Raw genomic sequence first — 17,204 nt, forward strand, 5'->3', positions numbered from 1 at the left:
CTAGAAGTGGCCGACATGATGTGACCGCGTTTCATGGCGGATCCGGCCACGGGCTCGGGCGCCGTACGGGGATAGCCCGTTCGGGTGAACCGTCGGTCGTGATCTGCCGGGCCCTGCGGGGGCCTGACGCCTTGAGGCGCGAGTGGGCGCGGCGTGTCGCCCGCACAGGATTTGGCACAGTGCCGCTCCACGATCAAGGACGGAGCGGGGTGACCGGAGTGACGGTGGTGGGACAGCCGGGGGACCGTCAGCGGCTGAGCGATCTGGCGGGCCTGAAGAGCGGCGGCGGCGGGGACGTACTGAAGCACAGCGACGGGCCCTGGCAGCGAGCGGCCGGTGGTGCCGAAGTGATGTGCACACACCTCGGGCCGGTGAAAGCGGAACTGGAGTCCGCGCACCAGGGACTGCTCGCCGGGACCGCCGGGCTGACCGCGCTGGCGGAACTGGACGCCGTGCGGGACTCGTGGGAGCGACGGTTCGAGGCCGCGCGGGGTGAGTGCGGGGCCCTGGCGGGGAAACTGCGGGCTGTCGCCAGGGCCCAGGGGGAGACGAACGAAACCGTGAAGGCGTCGTTCGGGCCGGTGGCAGGTGGACCGCGATGACGATCACCTGGGCACAGCTGCGGGACCTGAGGTGCGGCGAACTGGAGGGCGCGGCCGACGGGTGGGGCAGGGCGAGCAATCGCGCCGACGCGGGCCGGGACCGGATCGAGACGCAGATGCTGAACGGGTTGCGCGGTACGCAGCACGGCGAGGCGGCGAGTGCGGCGGTCGGCCGACTCCGGCAGTTGAGCAGCAACCTGCAGTACGTCTATACGGAGTGCGGGCTGCTCCGTACGACGCTGAACAGCATGGCCCACGAACTGCGCGCCCAGCAGAGGGCGTTGCGCGATGCTCTGGACGACGCCGAGTCCCTGAAGCTGACCGTCCACGTGGACGGTTCGGTGACGTACCCGGCGGCGGGCGAGGCCCTGATCGACGACAGGCCGTTGCCGGGCGGTAAGGCGTCGGCCGACGGGGCGCCGGGCCTCCTGCCGCCCTCGGGCCTGGTGGCGCCCAACCCGAACGCGGCAAAGGCGCAGGACATCGCGGACCGGGTGGCCAAGGCCGTGCGGACGGCGGCCGAGATCGACTGGCGGTACGCCCGCATCCTGCGTCGGCTGAGGGCCGAGGAGGGCCTGAAGGTCCCCGACACCACCTGGACCGACGCGGCGGGCGACGCGACCGCGGTGCGGGACGCGGCGCGCGGCTACCTGAAGGAAGCCATCCCCCGCGACGCGTCACCGGCCGAACGGAAGGCATGGTGGGCCGCCCTGACGGACGAACAGCGCGAGGAGTACCTGGCGGTGTACCCGGACCAGATCGGCAACTTGGACGGCATTCCGGCTTTGGTGCGGGACGCGGCGAACCGGGACAACCTGCAGCTGCTGATGGGGAAGCTGGAGGGGCGGGACGACGCGAAATCGGAGATGCAGCTCGCAGGACTGCGGGAGATCGACCGGCAGTTGCAGGAGGGGCGGCGGCCACCGATGTTTCTGCTCGGTATCGGAGACGAGGGGAACGGGCGGGCGATCGTCTCGTTCGGGAATCCGGATGTGGCCAGGAATGTGTCGGCGTATGTGCCGGGGCTGAGTACCGCGCTGGACGAAGATTTCGCGAAGAACGATCTGAAGCGCGCCAGGGACACGGCTATTGGTGCTCAAATTCACGATCCTTCCAGTGCAGCAATTGCCTGGCTTGGCTATGACGCGCCGCAAACGCCACTTAATGATCCTCTGGGGTCCTTTGCTGTAATGGGCGATGAGAGAGCTGAGAAGGGCGGCCTGGCATACAACAGTTTTATGAGAGGACTTGAGGCGACGAATGAGAATGAGAACCCGCACCTGACTGCTATCGGTCACTCTTATGGTTCGCGCACTGTGGGCGCTGCTGCGCAGCAAGGGGGCGGGATCCCAGGGGTTGACGACATCATCTTGGTTGGCAGCCCAGGCGTGGGTGTTGACCGCGCCGAAGAGCTGGGGGTGGGGAAGGACCATGTATTTGTCGGGGCGGCCGAAAATGACATGGTGACCAAGCTTCCGTCCAAGCAGCAGAGCGCAGTGGGCGCGGTGGGGCTGATTGCTGCTGGGCCAGTGGTGTCCTACATCGCAGGAGATATTGCTGACCAGGGGGACGATGATCTCTGGTTCGGTAAGGATCCGGCGAGTGAGGCGTTCGGGGCGAGACGCTTTCCTGTGGATGACGGACGGAGTCTGCTCAGCGGCAGCGGAATTTCCTTCGATGCACATCGGCGGTACTTCGATCCAGAGCGGGATGCTTCGTCGGCCAACAGCATCGCTCTGATTGCGGCAGGAAAGCCTGAGAGGCTCAAGGCGGAGAGGTATCGATGAGGATCCGATTCCGAACGATCACTGTGACGCTTCTGCTGTGTATGCCACTCGCTGGATGTGTGAGCGATGGAAAGAGGACCGACGTGGATATGCAGGAAGCAGCGGATCGCGCGGACGGCATCATGGATGCGACGCTGCGAGGTATTGAACCAGCGGTGCAATGGGCCCACGGCCCCACAACGACGGGTAGTTGCGATGTAACCCGCAGGCGTGCAGTGATGACCGTTGTGTCCGAGACGCGTAGGGGGAGTTTTTTGGGATTGGTGGAGCGCATCTGGCGGCATCGTGACTACAGGATCAAGGGTGTCAACAACGACACAGACTCTCCGGCTATCTACGCTCAGACGAGAGATGGGTTCGGCGTAACTCTGATTATCGGTGGTGCAGGCCAAGCCTTCTTCGAGGTGGACAGCCCCTGCGTGAATGAGTCCGAGGTGGCGGACCCGACCACTCCACCCAACGGCCCCGCATACGAAGGCGTCTACCCCCTTCCCCGCCCCAACGTCCGCTCGGACTTCTGGTCCGCCGGGGCGCCCTGATGTCACGTCTCCGCCACCAATGACCCATATCAAGCCGGTCGGTGGCGGAAAGGGATAGGCCGATCACCTGGGATTTTGAGTCCGGCATTGGGCCCTGGGGCCCATGCCGCGCCCAGTGTCGGTGTGGTCGCATACAGAGACCGGGGGAACTGTCGCTGCGCCCACTCACAAAGCTGGGAGATTCGCCGTGTCCGGCATACGAGAATTAGCGGTTCCAGGTGGTGCCGACATGAGTGCCGCCGAGGTCCGTCCAGGCAGGCAGTCGTTGTCGCGCCCTCTGCAGGCGGTGCTGATTCTCGTCCGACTGCTCTTCGTCGTCACCGTCGTGGGTGTGATCGACGAGTTGGTCGTGGCATCGTCCGTCGACGCCGTGGACGGGCGGCTGTTGGGCATGTTGCTGTACGCGGCGCTGCCCGGCGTCACCGGGTTCGTGCTGTCGCTGTACATGCGTACCGGCGGTGTCTGGATCTGGCGCGGGCTCCTCGCCGTACATGCCTGGCTCGTCCTCGGAGCCCTGGCGACGCTGGGCGGGAGCACGGGCGGGCAGGGCGTGGCGCAACTGGTGATGCCGGTTGTCGTCGTCGTTCTGCTGCTGCGACCCGGTTCCCGTGAGTGGTTCGGGCTCAGCCCCGAACAGCGTGCCGAGCACCGTTCGTTCAGCTTCGCGCGGATGACCAAGTGGCGTCGGGACGCCGGTCAGACCGCGATGGAGTACCTGGGCATGATCCTCGTGGTCGTGGCCCTCATCGGCGGGCTGGTGGCGACCGGGATCGGTGGACAGCTGACCGGCGAGCTCCGGAACGCCATCTGCCAACTGACCGGAAGCGCATGCCCGGCACCCCAGGTCGAGGTGGTGGCCGGCAAGGGCGGCGACGGTTCGACCGGCGGCGGGTCCGATGCGGCCGGTGGTACGGGCTCCGAGGGCTCGACCGTGACCGGTGGCACGGGGTCCGGCGGGTCGACGACGACGGGAGGGACCTCCACGTCAGGAGGGAACGCCGCGTCGGGAGGTAACTCCGCGTCGGGAGGCAACGCAGCGTCGGGAGGCAATTCCGCGTCCGGCGGCAGCAACGCGTCCGGTGGGTCCGGATCCGGTGCCGGCGGCACGGGCGGCTCCGGCGGTGCCGGTGGCTCCGCGGGCTCCACCGGCTCGGCCAACGGCGATTCTTCTTCGCAGGTCGACGCGGGTAGACAAAGCCCGAAGCCGAACACGTCCCGCCCCTCCGACGGCAACTTCGTCACCGGCGTCATCGGCAAGGACGGCCTGTGGGGCGACGTCAGCGGCGCCGTCGACACGGTCATCCACCCCGGCGACACCATCAAGGGCATCGCCGACCAGTACGCCCAGTCCGCCCGGGGTGCGAGCGACAAGTGGAACAAGGGCCAGTACATCCCCGCCGTCTGGGACATGACCAAGGCATCCGGTGGCGGCGGCGGCGCGGTCGCCGGGCTGCCCGGATCCGGGTCGCGCGTCGAGGCGGCGGTGCGGGACGCGGAGCGCGACTACCTCAACGCCCGTATCCCGACCGACGCCACCGCCGCCCAGCGCAAGTCGTGGTGGGACGGGCTGACGCAGCAACAGCGCGACCAGTACCTCGATCTCTCACCGGACAAGATCGGCTATCTGGACGGCATCCCGGTGGCGGACAGGGACGCGGCCAACCGGAAGAACCTTCCGGACCTGATCTCGAAGCTGGAGGGGAAGACCGACTCCAAGTCGAAGAAGCAGCTGGCGGGGTTGCTGGAGATCGACCGGCAGCTTCAGGAGGGGAGCAAGCCGCCGATGTACCTCATCGGCATCAGTGACGAGGGCAACGGGAGGGCCATCGTCTCCTACGGCAACCCCGACACATCGAAGAATGTGTCGGCCTACGTGCCGGGGCTGAACACTTCCCTCGACGAGGAGTTCGCGAAGGGCGGTCTCAAGCGGGCCCGTGACACGGCGATCGGTGCCCAGGGGTACGACCCGTCCACCGCGGCGATCGTCTGGCTCGGGTACGACGCCCCGCAGACGCCGGACGGGCTGCACAGCCTGGCGGTCGCGGGCACCGGGCGGGCGGAGAAGGGCGGTGTGGCCTACAACGACTTCATGAGCGGCATCGTGGCCACCAACCAGAACAAGGATCCGCACATCACGGCCATCGGGCACTCCTACGGTTCCCGGACCGTGGGCGCCGCGACACAGCGCGAAGGCGGCATACCGGGGGTGGACGACATCATCCTGGTCGGCAGTCCGGGGGTGGGCGTGGACCGCGCCGTGGACCTCGGCGTCGGCAGCGGACACGTCTTCGTCGGAGCCGCGGCCAACGACCCGGTGACCAAGCTCCCGTCCAAGACGCAGGTCGTCGTGGGTACGGTGGGGATGATCCTGGGCGGTCCGGCCGGCGCGTACATCGCCGGGGACCTGGCCGACCCGGGCGACGACGACCTCTGGTTCGGCAAGGACCCGGCGAGCAAGGCCTTCGGCGCCCGGCGCTTCCCGGTGGCCCCCGGTCAGCCCTTCATCAGTACCGGCGGGTTGAGTTTCGACGCGCACTCCAACTACTTCGATCCGGTACGAGACGCTATGTCGGCGGACAGCATCGCTCTGATCGTGTCGGGGCACTCCGACAGGCTCAAGATGGAGGAACAGCGATGAAGCGAAGGTTCCAGACCGTCGCGGTGGCCCTGGCTTTCGGCTTCGCACTGTCGGGCTGCGGCAACGACAGCGGACAATCGAGCGGCAGCGCGAGCGCCGGCACCACGAAGAGCACCAAGAGCGCCAAGGGGAGCAACATGAACATGCAGGAGGCCGCCGAACGGTCCGACAGCATGCTCGACGCAGTACTGAAGGCGATCGACCCCGAGGTGCAGTGGGCGCACGGACCGACGACGACCGGCAGCTGCGATGTGACGCGCAGGCGCACCGTGATGACCATCGTGTCGGCCGAGCGTCGGCAGGGCTTCCTGGACCAGGTCGAGAAGTTCTGGCGCGAGAGCGACTACCGGATCAAGGGCAAGAACAAGGACGAGGAGTTCCCGGCGATCTACGCGCAGACCAAGGCCGGTTTCGGTATCAGCGTGAGCTTCCGCGGCAGGGGGCAGGCGTTCTTCGAGGCCGACAGCCCCTGTGTGAAGGAGTCGAAGGTCGCCGATTCCGCCTCCAAGCCCAACGGACCGGCGTACGAAGGGGTCTATCCCCTCCCGGGTCCCAATGTGCGCTCCGACTACTGGTCGGCCGGAGCCGCTTGATGGACCCTCAGTGCGCCGGAGCGACCGATCGTTGACGTCGATGACCCGGTTGATTCGTACACACCCGCGAAAACGGCCATGAACCCCGCTCCAATGGGGGATGGTTGAGGGGTGCGGAAATTCTGGGTGGTCGGTGGCATCGGTGTCGGCATGGCCATGTGCTTCGTGGCACTGCTCGTCGTCGGTACGTACTCCGCTGCTGCCGGACTCGTCAGCTCCGGCAGCAGCGGAGCCGTCGGGCTGGCGAAGGGGGCCGTGCCGGCGAAGTACCAGGCGCTGGTCCAGAAGTGGGGCAATCTCTGTCCCGCCATCAACCCGGCTCTCCTGGCGGCCCAGTTGTACCAGGAGAGCGGGTGGAACCCCCGGGCCGAGAGTCCTGCCGCCGCACAGGGGATGGCCCAGTTCATCCCGAGCACCTGGGCCGGGCACGGGATCGACGGCAACGGGGACGGGAAGCGGGACGTCTGGGATCCGGCCGACGCGATTCCGTCCGCCGCCTCGTACGACTGCGAACTGGCCGGGTACGTGAAGAAGGTGCCGGGCGACCAGACGGACAACATGCTGGCCGCGTACAACGCCGGCGCGTACCGGGTGATCCGCTCGGGCGGGGTTCCGAACATCTCCGAGACGCAGAACTACGTCACCATCATCCGGTCCCTGGAGAAGAGCTTCGCCCGGCCCGTCGGACGGGTGCAGCCCTCGCAGCAGGCGGCCGGGGCCATCTACTTCGCCCAGAAGAAGCTCGGTACGAAGTACCTGTGGGGCGGCAACGGCACGCCGGAGCAGGGTGGGCGGTTCGACTGTTCGGGGCTGACCCAGGCCGCCTACCGCACCGTGGACATCGAGTTGCCGCGGGTGGCGAACGACCAGTACAACGCCGGTCCGCATCCTTCGCGTGACGAGTTGCTCCCCGGCGACCTGGTGTTCTTCTCGGACGATCTGACCAACTCGCGGGCCATTCATCACGTGGGGCTGTACGTCGGCGGCGGATACATGATCAACGCGCCGTACACCGGGGCCGTGATCCGGTTCGACAAGATCGACACGCCCGACTACTTCGGCGCGACGCGCGTGACCAAGGACGGGGCCGCGGCCCTGCCGACCGCCCTTCCGGCCGACCGTCCGGCGGCATGACGCACGGACGGCGGTGGCCGGAACTCTCCGTGAAGCCTGGGCCCTGAGCTGCGACGATGAGTCACTCTTCGATAACGTCATGGTGATCATTCGGTGGAGAGTGGAACGCACGCACGGGGCACGTCGTTCCCTGGGGGGACCGGACGGACCGGGACGGCGTTGCACTGACCTTGCGGCGCCGACCGGGGAAGCGCTCACGAGCGGAGCGGCCACGACGTACCGATCCACAGGCAGTGATCCACGCAGTGATCGAACCGACACGGGGGTTCGTCAAAGCGGTGCACAGGAGTGTGTCCCGCGGCAGCAGACAAGGCAAGGGGCCGCAGCAGATGGCTGGACTCGCAGTGGATGGGTCGAACCCCGACGTCAGCCTGCTCTACGACATCAACGGGCTCGCGAAGTCCGCTCCCACCTGGTTCGACCGGGTCATGGAGTTCGTCGGCGAGTACGGGATCATGCTCGGCATGGTCCTGGTGGTCCTGTGGTGCTGGTGGAGTGTGCGCCGGCGCGGTACGGCCGATGATTCGGCGGCGGCGGTCGCCGGGATCGTCTGGGCACCGCTCGCCGCCGGGATCGCGCTGCTCATCAACATTCCGATCCGCGGCTTCGTGGGGCGGCAGCGCCCGTTCCGGGACCACCCGGGACTGGACGTGCTGGTGGACGGGAAGAACGACTTCTCCTTCGTGAGCGACCACGCCACGATGGCGATGGCCCTGGCCGTCGGGCTCTTCGTGGTCAACCGGAAGTTCGGCATCGCCGCGATCGCCCTCGCCCTGCTGGAAGGCTTCTGCCGGGTCTACATGGGCGTCCACTACCCGACCGACGTCATCGGCGGATTCGCACTCGGTACGGCGGTCACCCTGCTGCTCGCCCCGCTGGCGATGATGCTGCTGACCCCGTTGGCGGCGGCGGTCTCCCGTTCGGACCGGTTCGGACGACTCGTCAGGTCGAGGCGTTCGCACGTGTCGGCCACGGCCGACGGCCGGACCGGGGCGTTCGGGATCCCCGAGCCGCGGCCCGGCACGGGCGGCGGCGACGGCGAGAAGGACCTGGCCGCGTAGCGCGCGCTTGGGCGGGGCGGCAGGTCCGTCACCGGGGTACGCCGCCCGTGACCGCAGGTCCGTCAGTGGGGCGCGCCGCCCGTGACCGCAGGTCAGAGTGCTTGCGGGAAGGCGAAGAGGCGCTCGGGGTCGTACTGCTTCTTCAGCTCGGTGAGCCGGTCGGCTGCGGAACCGTAGTAGGCCCGGCGCCAGTCGGTCAGCGTCGGGTCGCTGTAGTTCTGGTACGCCGCTCCGGACGCGTAACGGCGCATGGCCGCGTGGGTGTTTTTCAGCCAGTCCTGCTGGGCGCGGCCCGCGGTGCCGGGGCGCCACGCACCGATGTACTGGGCGAGGACGCGGGAGCCGCGGTGGACGAAGGCCGTCGCCTGCGGGGAGACCCGGTTGATCGCCCCGCCGAGCGCGGTGAGCGCGATGGAGCCGCCGCCTCCGCCCTGGCTCACGGGAATCCGGGTGAACGCCTCGGCCCGGTCGAGCAGGGTCCTCACGCCCGCCGCGGAGAGGGAGCGGTCGTAGAAGTCGGACGCGGCGGCGTACGTCTCGCGCTGGAGCGTGCCCTGCTCGGTGCGGCCGGGCGTCGTGCCGGGCAGATGGCACTGGGCGTCGGTGATGCCCGAGCAGCCCGCGTACCCCAGCATGGCCTCCTGGTAACTGCGGCGGCGCAGTGAGACGGAGGAGGCCGGGGCGCCGATCCGGTCGGCGAGGCGGTCGACGGCGTTCTGCAGGTCGCCGTACGTACCGAGGCTGAACGCGGCCACCGAGACGTTCGGATTGCCACCGCCCGGCCCCGCGGCGAGATGGGCGGAGGACCAGATCTCGTCGGGCTGGGACGGTCCCCACTCCTGCCAGGCGGTGATGACGGAGCGGGCGCGCGACCAGGGCCAGGACATGTACGCGGTGACGGTCTGCGGGACCGGGCGGGTACGGAACCTCAGCTCGGTGACCACACCGAAGTTGCCGTTGCCCGCGCCGCGCAGCGCCCAGAAGAGGTCCGGGTGGTGTTTGGCGTCCACGGTGAGGGTCTTGCCGTCGGCCGTGACGAGGGTCGCCGAGGTGAGGCTGTCGCAGGTCAGGCCGTACGCGCGGGATGCCACGCCGTGGCCGCCGCCTAGGGTGAGGCCGGAGATGCCGACGGTGGGGCAGGAGCCGCCGGGGATCGTCAGGCCGTGTCGGGCGAGGCCCTGGTAGACGTCGACGAGTTTGGCGCCCGCGCCGATCGTGCCGTTCCGCTCGACGCGGGACAGTGACGAGACGTCAAGGACGAGGCGCCCGTTCCCGCTCGACCAGCCGGCGTAGGAATGGCCGCCGCTGCGGATGGACACGGGGGTGGCCGTGCGGCGGGCGAAGGCCAGGCACTCGCGGATGTCCGCCGCGTGCCTGACATAGGCGACGGCGGCCGGCTTCAGGCCGTCGAAGCGGGTGTTGTAGAGCTGACGCGCCGTCTGGTAGAGCGCGTCCTGGGGGCGTATGAGAGTGCCGTCGAGGCTCTTGGCCAGCGCGGACCAGTTCGCCGGGCCGGAGGGGGAGGACTTCGACGGGGCCGATGAGGCCGGTGAGCCGGGTGTGGTGACACCCGTGGCGCCCGTGGTGCGCGGGCCGCCTGTGGGGTCGTCGCCGGTGCCGGACGTGTTGTCGCACGCGGTGGCGGTGAAGCCGGTGAGTGCCGCGGCGGCGCCCGCGGCGAGCAGGGTGCGGCGGTCGGTCAGGGGCGGCAGGTTCATCGGACCTCCGGGTCATGGCGTTCGCAGCCGGGCGGTGGGGGGAGAGGCCGGGGGAGAAGCACGAGGGGCCAAGGAGAGGAGCAAGGAGAGGAGCAAGGAGAAGAGGACAGGGAGAGGGAGTCGGGGAGGGGCTCAGGGGGCCGCTCGGTGTTCCGCGGCGTCCGTGCGGGCCCGGTCCCGGGAGCGGCGGGCCGGCCCGGACCAGCCGCAGCCGCAGCGGGCGGTGCAGAAAGAGCCGCGTTCCACGGTCATGGGCTCGTGCCCGTCGGACGTGGGGGTGGGGGGAGCCTTCGGGACCTCGTCGGCGCGTTGGTCATACACCCGTCCACGGTACTGGGCAGGGCCACCCGGCGGTGTGTCGTCGGGGAGCGGCGTGACGGTGGACACGGGTCGTCGTTATGGGGAACGGATGGGGGGCTCGGGCGAGCGGTACGTCGTTGGGGGTTGGCAGGCGATGGTGGTGCAGCAGCACAGGTCCGGAGGCGGGGCGCGCGCTGTCTGTGCCCTTGCCTTGATGGGCGTGATGGCGGCGACCGCCGGATGCGACGGCGGCGGTGGTGGTGGCGGTGACCGTGCCATGGCCGATGAGCGCGGCGGTACCGATTCCCTCGACGCGGTCCGAGGTGCGGCCGCGGTGCTCGCCGGGCCGTCGGCGGTGACGTCGGCCGGGACGGGAACGGGGGCGGTGACCGGACGGGCCGCTGCCCGGGCCGGGGCCCCGTCCGTCGCGGGAAGCGCCGAGGTGCGTACGTCCATGGAGACCGCGGCAGGCGGGACACGGGTGACGATCAGGGGCCGGGGAACGTACGACTTCCGCAACCGCACGGGCCGGCTCACGGTTGTGCTGCCCAAGGACGCGGCCGGTGAGGACGAGCACCGCCCCATTGTCGAACTGCTGGCTCCCGGCGCGCTCTACATGATGAACCGCGGTGCCGGAGTGCCCGCCGACAAGTGGGTCAGGGTCGACACGACGACGCTGGTGGACGGCAATCTCGTCACCGGCGGCGTGACCGATCCGATGGCCGCCGCCGAACTGCTCCGCGGGGCGCGGGAGGTGGAGTACGTGGGGAGGACCGTGCTCGCCGGGGTGACCGTGCGGCACTACCGGGGAATCCTGGACATCGGCCGGGCGGCGCGTGGCGCCTCGCCGGAATCGCGCGGGACACTGACCGCGGCGGCGAAGGGGTTCGGCACGCACACGGTGCCGTTCGATGCGTATCTGGACGAACAGGGACGGCTGCGCAAGGTGCGCCACCGGTTCAGTTTCGCCAACGAGGGACCGGCGGTGGAGGTGGTGTCGACGACGCTGCTGTCCGGATTCGGGGTGCCGGTCTCGGTACGGCTGCCGGACGACCGCGACATCTACACCGGGAAGATCGAACAGCGACAGGCGGGCGACGGACGGGCGGGATCGGGGGCGTAGGCATGCCGACGGGCGCGAAATGGTCCGTCCGTGCCATGCGCGGTGTGTGGTCCGCTCCCTACGCTAGGAAGTCGGCGAGGCAGTGAGAGGTGAGTGACGTGGTGACGCTCGGCACGCGGACCGTATCCGACCATGTGGCCCTCGCCGAGATCGATCTCTGCGGGGAACTGATGATCGCCGCGTCGGCCGCGATCGGGGAACGGCTCAGCGCGGACCGTATCGACGAGGTGCTGAACGTCCGGGTGATCACCGAGCGGAACACCGTCCCCCGGCAGACCGACCACCGGGGGTGAGCGCGGGGCCCCGCATCAGGTGCGGAGCAGGCGTGCGATGGCCTTCGTGGCCTCCTCGACCTTGGCGTCGATCTCGTCGCCACCCTTGACCGCCGCGTCGGCGACGCAGTGCCGAAGATGCTCCTCCAGCAGCTGGAGCGCGAAGGACTGGAGCGCCTTCGTGGACGCCGAGACCTGGGTGAGTATGTCGATGCAGTAGACGTCCTCGTCGACCATGCGCTGCAGGCCGCGGATCTGGCCCTCGATCCGGCGCAGCCGCTTGAGGTGCTCGGCCTTCTGGTGGTGATAGCCGTGTATACCCCGGTCGTGGTCGGTGACGACCTGCTCCGCGACCGGTTCCGTCGCCGCGGTGTCGGTGGTCCCGGCGGCCTCGGTGGTGGTCATTACTGCCTCCCGTTTTCCCTCTACTCTGCCGTTCATATACCCCTGGTGGGTATATTCTAACGAATTCTGCCGAACCGTGACCGGGGGCCCGTGCTGATCACCGGGCCCGATGCGCGACACTGAAGAATGCCGGTTAGCCGTGGCCGGATGATGCGCCTAGCATCAGCCTGACCGAATCCAAAGCACCCCGAGGACCCCACGTGCGCTTTCGTCTGACCCCCAGGGAGACGAGCTTCTATGACATGTTCTCCGCATCCGCGGACAACATCGTCACGGGCTCGAAACTCCTGATGGAACTGCTCGGGGCGGACTCTGCCTCCCGAGTCGAGATCGCGGAGCGCATGCGGGCAGCGGAGCACGCGGGGGACGATGCCACCCACGCGATCTTCCACCAGCTGAACTCCTCTTTCATTACGCCGTTCGACCGTGAGGACATTTACAACCTCGCTTCGTCGCTCGACGACATCATGGACTTCATGGAAGAGGCCGTCGACCTGGTCGTGCTGTACCAGGTCGAGGAACTCCCCAAGGGTGTCGCGCAGCAGATCGAGGTGCTGGCCCGGGCGGCCGAGCTGACCGCCGAGGCGATGCCGGGTCTGCGCACCATGGACAATCTCACCGAGTACTGGATCGAGGTCAACCGTCTGGAGAACCAGGCCGACCAGATCCACCGCAAACTGCTCGCCCATCTCTTCAATGGCAAGTACGACGCCATGGAGGTGCTGAAGCTGAAGCAGATCGTGGACGTACTGGAAGAGGCGGCCGACGCGTTCGAGCACGTCGCCAACACGGTGGAGACCATCGCGGTCAAGGAGTCCTGAACCACGTGGACACCTTTGCGCTGATCGTGACCATCGGTGTCGCGCTCGGCTTTACGTATACGAACGGCTTCCACGACTCGGCGAATGCCATCGCCACCTCCGTCTCCACCCGTGCGCTCACACCACGCGCGGCGCTCGCGATGGCCGCGGTGATGAATCTCGCCGGCGCATTCCTCGGCAGCGGTGTCGCCAAGACCGTCAGTGAGGGGCTGATCGCGACCCCCGAGGGCGACAAGGGGATGGGTATCCTCTTCGCCGCGCTCGTCGGCGCGATCATCTGGAACCTCATCACCTGGTATTTCGGGCTGCCCTCCTCGTCCTCGCACGCGTTGTTCGGCGGAATGGTCGGTGCGGCGCTCGCCGGCGGGACGATGGTGCACTGGGACGGGGTGCTCGACAAGGTCATCATCCCGATGTTCGTCTCGCCGGTCATCGGCCTGATCGTCGGCTATCTGGTGATGGTCGCGATCATGTGGATGTTCCGGAAGACCAACCCGCACAAGGCCAAGCGCGGCTTCCGGATCGCACAGACGGTCTCGGCCGCGGGCATGGCGCTCGGCCATGGTCTGCAGGACGCGCAGAAGACGATGGGCATCGTGGTGATGGCCCTGGTCATCGCCGATGTCGAGAGCCCGAGCGACCCGATTCCGGTCTGGGTGAAGCTCGTCTGCGCGCTGATGCTCTCGCTGGGAACCTACGCGGGTGGCTGGCGCATCATGCGGACGCTCGGCCGGAAGATCATCGAACTGGACCCGCCGCAGGGGTTCGCCGCGGAGACGACGGGTGCGTCGATCATGTTCGGCTCGGCGTTCCTCTTTCACGCGCCGATCTCCACGACGCATGTGATCACCTCGGCGATCATGGGTGTGGGCGCCACGAAGCGGGTGAACGCGGTGCGCTGGGGGGTTGCCAAGAACATCATCCTGGGGTGGTTCATCACGATGCCGGCCGCCGCGCTGGTCGCCGCCGCCAGTTACGGCGTCGTGCTGCTGCTCTTCGGCTGACGGGGCCGCGGGGCGGCCGGGGCATCCGGTGGCCGCGCTGCCCGTCGGTTCCGGACGGGCCTGATCCGGTGATACGGAAAGGGGGCCGCCCCCACTCCCCGCGCAGGGAGTGGGGGCGGCCCCTTCGCCTTGCGGTGGCACCGCCATGCAGCACCTCAAGGCAGTTCTGGGGACGAGGCCGGTCCGTCGGAGGGCGAGGCCGGTCAGCCGGTGGAATCCAGCCACCGGGCACAACCGCCCGCGCCCCGGCCCACGTCGGCCCCGTCGCCGGTTATCCGAATCGGCCCGAGATGTAGTCCTCGGTCGCCTGGACGGACGGGTTGGAGAAGATGCGTTCCGTCTCGTCGATCTCGATGAGCTTGCCGGGCTTGCCGACCGCCGCGAGGTTGAAGAACGCCGTGCGGTCCGAGACACGGGCCGCCTGCTGCATGTTGTGCGTCACGATGACGATCGTGAAGCGCTCCTTCAGCTCGCCGATCAGGTCCTCGATGGCGAGGGTGGAGATCGGGTCCAGGGCGGAGCAGGGCTCGTCCATCAGCAGCACGTCCGGCTCGACCGCGATCGCGCGGGCGATGCACAGACGCTGCTGCTGACCGCCGGAGAGACCGGAGCCGGGCTTGTTCAGCCGGTCCTTGACCTCGTTCCAGAGGTTGGCGCCGCGCAGGGACTTCTCGACGATCTCCGCAAGCTGGTTCTTCTTGTACGAGCCGTTCAGCTTGAGGCCCGCGGCGACGTTGTCGAAGATCGACATGGTCGGGAACGGGTTCGGACGCTGGAAGACCATGCCGACCGTGCGGCGCACGGTGACCGGGTCGACGTTCGCCCCGTACAGGTTCTCGTCGTCCAGCAGCACCTTGCCCTCGACGCGGCCACCGGGGGTGACCTCGTGCATGCGGTTCAGGGTGCGCAGGAAGGTGGACTTGCCGCAGCCGGACGGGCCGATGAAGGCGGTCACGGAGCGGGGCTCCACGGTCATCGAGATGTCCTCGATGGCGAGGTGGGAGCCGTAGTAGGCGGACAGGCCGCTGACGTCGATGCGCTTGGCCATCTGAATCACTGCTTCTTTCGTGCCGCGGTCAGCGGCCGGTCTTCGGGGCCTTCCAGCGGGCGATGCCGCGGGCCACCAGATTGAGGATCATGACGAAGGCGATCAGGACCAGAGCGGCGGCCCAGGCACGGTCGTACGACTGGTCGGTGCCGACCTTGTACTGCTCCCAGATGTAGAAGGGGAGCGAGGACTGTGCGCCTTGGAAAGGATTGGTATTGATCATCTGGCTGCCGAAGACCAGCAGCATGATCGGCGCGGTCTCACCGGCGATCCGGGCGATCGCGAGCATCACACCGGTGGTGATGCCGCCGATCGCGGTCGGTATGACCACCTTCAGGATGGTGCGCCACTTCGGGATGCCGAGGGCGAGCGACGCCTCGCGGAGCTCGTTCGGGACGAGCTTGAGCATCTCCTCGGTGGAGCGGACCACGACCGGGATCATCAGGATCGTGAGTGCCAGCGCACCCATCAGACCGGACGGGTCGGTCTTCGTCATCAGCATGATCGAGAGGATGAAGAGACCGGCGACGATGGAGGGGATGCCCGTCATGACGTCGACGAAGAACGTCACGGACTTCGCCAGCGCGCCCTTGCCGTACTCCACCAGGTAGACGGCGGTCAGCATGCCGATGGGGGCGGCGATCAGGGTGGCGATGCCGACCTGCTCCAGTGTTCCGATCAGCGCGTGGTAGACACCGCCGGTCGGCTCGGAGCCGAGCACGCCGGCCATCGAGTGGGTCAGGAAGTACCCGTCCAGGCGCTCCGCGCCGCGGCTGACCGTCGTCCACAGGAGCGAGGCGAGCGGTACGACCGCCAGCAGGAAGCAGACCCAGACGATGCTGGTGGCCAGCCGGTCCTTGGCCTGGCGCTGGTTCTCGACGACCGTCGTCGTGACGTAGGAGATGACGACGAAGAGCAGGGCGGAGAACAGTCCCCACTGGGTGTGGCTGCGCCAGCCCGCCGCCGCTCCGATGCCCACGCCGAGCGCGAGCGCGACGGCCGCGAAGGCGAGCGGGGCCCAGCGGGGGAGGGCACGGCTGCTGAGGCTGGTCCTGGGTGCGGGCGCCATCGGGGTGGGGCGTTCCTGTATGCCGGTGTTGGCTGCCTGGCTCATGCGTTGGCCCCCGAGTATTCCTTGCGGCGGGCGATGATCAGCCGGGCCGCGCCGTTGACCAGCAGGGTGAGGATGAAGAGAACGAGACCGGAGGCGATCAGGGCGTCCCGCCCGAACTGGTCGGCCTCGTCGAACTTCGCGGCGATGTTCTGGGCGAACGTTCCGCCACCCGGATTGAGCAGGTGCCCGGAGATGATGAAGCTCGGCGACAGGACCGTGGCGACGGCCATCGTCTCGCCGAGCGCTCGGCCCAGGCCCAGCATCGACGCGGAGATCACGCCGGAGCGGCCGAAGGGCAGCACCGAGAGGCGGATGACCTCCCAGCGGGTGGCGCCGAGGGCGAGGGCGGCTTCCTCGTTCATCTTCGGGACCTGGAGGAAGACTTCGCGGCTGACACTGGTCACGATCGGCAGGATCATGATCGCGAGCAGGATGCCGACGGTGAAGAGCGAGCGGGCGACGCCGACCTCGGTCTTCTCGAAGAGGTACGTCCAGCCGAAGAACTGGTCGAGCCAGAGGTTCAGGCCCTCCAGGTACGGGACCAGGAAGAGGGCGCCCCAGATGCCGTACACGATGCTCGGCACTGCGGCGAGCAGATCGACGACGTACGCGAGGGGCGCGGCCAGCTTGCGCGGCGCGTAGTGCGAGATGAACAGGGCGATGCCGACAGCGACCGGGACGGCGATGGCCATCGCGACGATCGAGCTGACGATCGTGCCGAAGAGGAGGACCGCGATGCCGAAGACCGGCGGGTCGCCGGCCGGGTTCCAGTCCAGGGTGGTGAAGAAGTTGCCCTCGTTCTTGGAGACGGCGAGCGCGGCGCGGTAGGTGAGGAACACGGCGATCGACGCCATGATCATGAGCAGCAGAATGCCCGAGCCCCTGGAGAGGCCCAGGAAGACCTTGTCGCCCGCGCGCCCGGTCTTCGGCCTGGCGCGCTTGCGCGCCGCGGGCGGAGCCGGCGGCGTGTCTATCGGTGTGGTGGAAGCCATGGTCTTTCCGGTCTGTGTGGGGGAGCGGTGTGGCTCCCCTGGCGGCGGTGCAC

Annotated in this window: 17 protein-coding genes; 11 read left to right on the top strand and 6 right to left on the bottom strand. The window is 68.3% G+C overall.

What is annotated here, in order from left to right; translation table 11 throughout:
- The first annotated feature begins 209 nt into the window (after positions 1-209).
- From ACIRP2_RS06675 to ACIRP2_RS06705, 7 genes are all read left to right on the top strand, one after another.
- Positions 210-602: a hypothetical protein gene (locus ACIRP2_RS06675; RefSeq protein ID WP_404247260.1), complete on the top strand. Its 393-nt coding sequence runs from the start codon at positions 210-212 to the stop codon at positions 600-602.
- The gene (locus ACIRP2_RS06680; RefSeq protein WP_404247262.1) at positions 599-2,389 is read left to right on the top strand and encodes an alpha/beta hydrolase; all 1,791 of its coding nucleotides are present in this window, start codon (positions 599-601) and stop codon (positions 2,387-2,389) included. Before ACIRP2_RS06675 ends, ACIRP2_RS06680 begins: the two co-directional genes overlap by 4 nt.
- Positions 2,386-2,928, top strand: coding sequence for a hypothetical protein (locus ACIRP2_RS06685; protein WP_404247264.1), 543 nt, complete (start codon positions 2,386-2,388; stop codon positions 2,926-2,928). The genes ACIRP2_RS06680 and ACIRP2_RS06685 overlap by 4 nt, the downstream gene beginning before the upstream one ends.
- Positions 2,929-3,157: 229 nt before the next feature.
- A complete protein-coding gene (locus tag ACIRP2_RS06690) occupies positions 3,158-5,566 on the top strand; it encodes an alpha/beta hydrolase (RefSeq protein ID WP_404247266.1) in 2,409 nt (802 codons plus the stop codon).
- A complete protein-coding gene (locus ACIRP2_RS06695) occupies positions 5,563-6,159 on the top strand; it encodes a hypothetical protein (protein WP_404247268.1) in 597 nt (198 codons plus the stop codon). Before ACIRP2_RS06690 ends, ACIRP2_RS06695 begins: the two co-directional genes overlap by 4 nt.
- A 111-nt stretch (positions 6,160-6,270) precedes the next feature.
- Positions 6,271-7,293, top strand: a complete 1,023-nt coding sequence (locus ACIRP2_RS06700; protein ID WP_404247270.1) for an NlpC/P60 family protein — start codon at positions 6,271-6,273, stop codon at positions 7,291-7,293.
- Between the two features lie 329 nt (positions 7,294-7,622).
- Positions 7,623-8,354: a phosphatase PAP2 family protein gene (locus ACIRP2_RS06705; RefSeq protein ID WP_404247272.1), complete on the top strand. Its 732-nt coding sequence runs from the start codon at positions 7,623-7,625 to the stop codon at positions 8,352-8,354.
- A gap of 92 nt (positions 8,355-8,446) precedes the next feature.
- Here ACIRP2_RS06705 and ACIRP2_RS06710 read toward each other — a convergent pair whose 3' ends face one another.
- Together ACIRP2_RS06710 and ACIRP2_RS06715 are read right to left on the bottom strand one after the other, a co-directional pair.
- A complete protein-coding gene (locus ACIRP2_RS06710) occupies positions 8,447-10,072 on the bottom strand; it encodes an FAD-binding oxidoreductase (protein WP_404247274.1) in 1,626 nt (541 codons plus the stop codon).
- Positions 10,073-10,204: 132 nt separating this feature from the next.
- On the bottom strand, positions 10,205-10,393 hold the full coding sequence (locus ACIRP2_RS06715; protein WP_404247276.1) for a hypothetical protein: 189 nt from the start codon (positions 10,391-10,393) through the stop codon (positions 10,205-10,207).
- Positions 10,394-10,526: 133 nt separating this feature from the next.
- On the opposite strand from ACIRP2_RS06715, the gene ACIRP2_RS06720 reads away from it, so the two are divergent.
- A complete protein-coding gene (locus tag ACIRP2_RS06720) occupies positions 10,527-11,495 on the top strand; it encodes a hypothetical protein (RefSeq protein ID WP_404247278.1) in 969 nt (322 codons plus the stop codon).
- Positions 11,496-11,593: 98 nt separating this feature from the next.
- Positions 11,594-11,788, top strand: coding sequence for a hypothetical protein (locus tag ACIRP2_RS06725; protein WP_404249361.1), 195 nt, complete (start codon positions 11,594-11,596; stop codon positions 11,786-11,788).
- Positions 11,789-11,803: 15 nt separating this feature from the next.
- On the opposite strand, the gene ACIRP2_RS06730 is transcribed toward ACIRP2_RS06725, so the two are convergent.
- Entirely contained in the window at positions 11,804-12,172 is a 369-nt protein-coding gene (locus ACIRP2_RS06730; protein WP_404247280.1) for a metal-sensitive transcriptional regulator, read from the bottom strand.
- A 200-nt stretch (positions 12,173-12,372) separates the two neighbouring features.
- Here ACIRP2_RS06730 and ACIRP2_RS06735 point away from each other — a divergent pair, with 200 nt between their 5' ends.
- Together ACIRP2_RS06735 and ACIRP2_RS06740 are read left to right on the top strand one after the other, a co-directional pair.
- A complete protein-coding gene (locus ACIRP2_RS06735) occupies positions 12,373-12,993 on the top strand; it encodes a DUF47 domain-containing protein (protein WP_114245730.1) in 621 nt (206 codons plus the stop codon).
- Positions 12,994-12,998: 5 nt separating this feature from the next.
- Positions 12,999-13,997 carry an anion permease gene (locus ACIRP2_RS06740; RefSeq protein ID WP_376217165.1) on the top strand — a complete coding sequence of 333 codons (999 nt, stop codon included), beginning with the start codon at positions 12,999-13,001 and terminating at the stop codon, positions 13,995-13,997.
- 271 nt (positions 13,998-14,268) lie between these two features.
- On the opposite strand, the gene pstB is transcribed toward ACIRP2_RS06740, so the two are convergent.
- Genes pstB through pstC form a run of 3 tightly spaced genes read right to left on the bottom strand, consistent with a single transcriptional unit; the run spans position 14,269 to position 17,151 of the window.
- Complete coding sequence (gene pstB, locus ACIRP2_RS06745; RefSeq protein ID WP_404247283.1) at positions 14,269-15,045, bottom strand: phosphate ABC transporter ATP-binding protein PstB; 777 nt, start codon at positions 15,043-15,045, stop codon at positions 14,269-14,271.
- 28 nt (positions 15,046-15,073) lie between these two features.
- The gene (gene pstA, locus ACIRP2_RS06750; RefSeq protein WP_404247285.1) at positions 15,074-16,159 is read right to left on the bottom strand and encodes a phosphate ABC transporter permease PstA; all 1,086 of its coding nucleotides are present in this window, start codon (positions 16,157-16,159) and stop codon (positions 15,074-15,076) included.
- Positions 16,156-17,151 (bottom strand): phosphate ABC transporter permease subunit PstC, encoded by a 996-nt coding sequence (gene pstC, locus ACIRP2_RS06755; protein ID WP_404247287.1) that lies wholly within the window; start codon positions 17,149-17,151, stop codon positions 16,156-16,158. Before pstC ends, pstA begins: the two co-directional genes overlap by 4 nt.
- Positions 17,152-17,204: the final 53 nt, after the last annotated feature.

The organism is Streptomyces sp. NPDC101194, from assembly GCF_044767885.1.
Classification (GTDB): domain Bacteria; phylum Actinomycetota; class Actinomycetes; order Streptomycetales; family Streptomycetaceae; genus Streptomyces.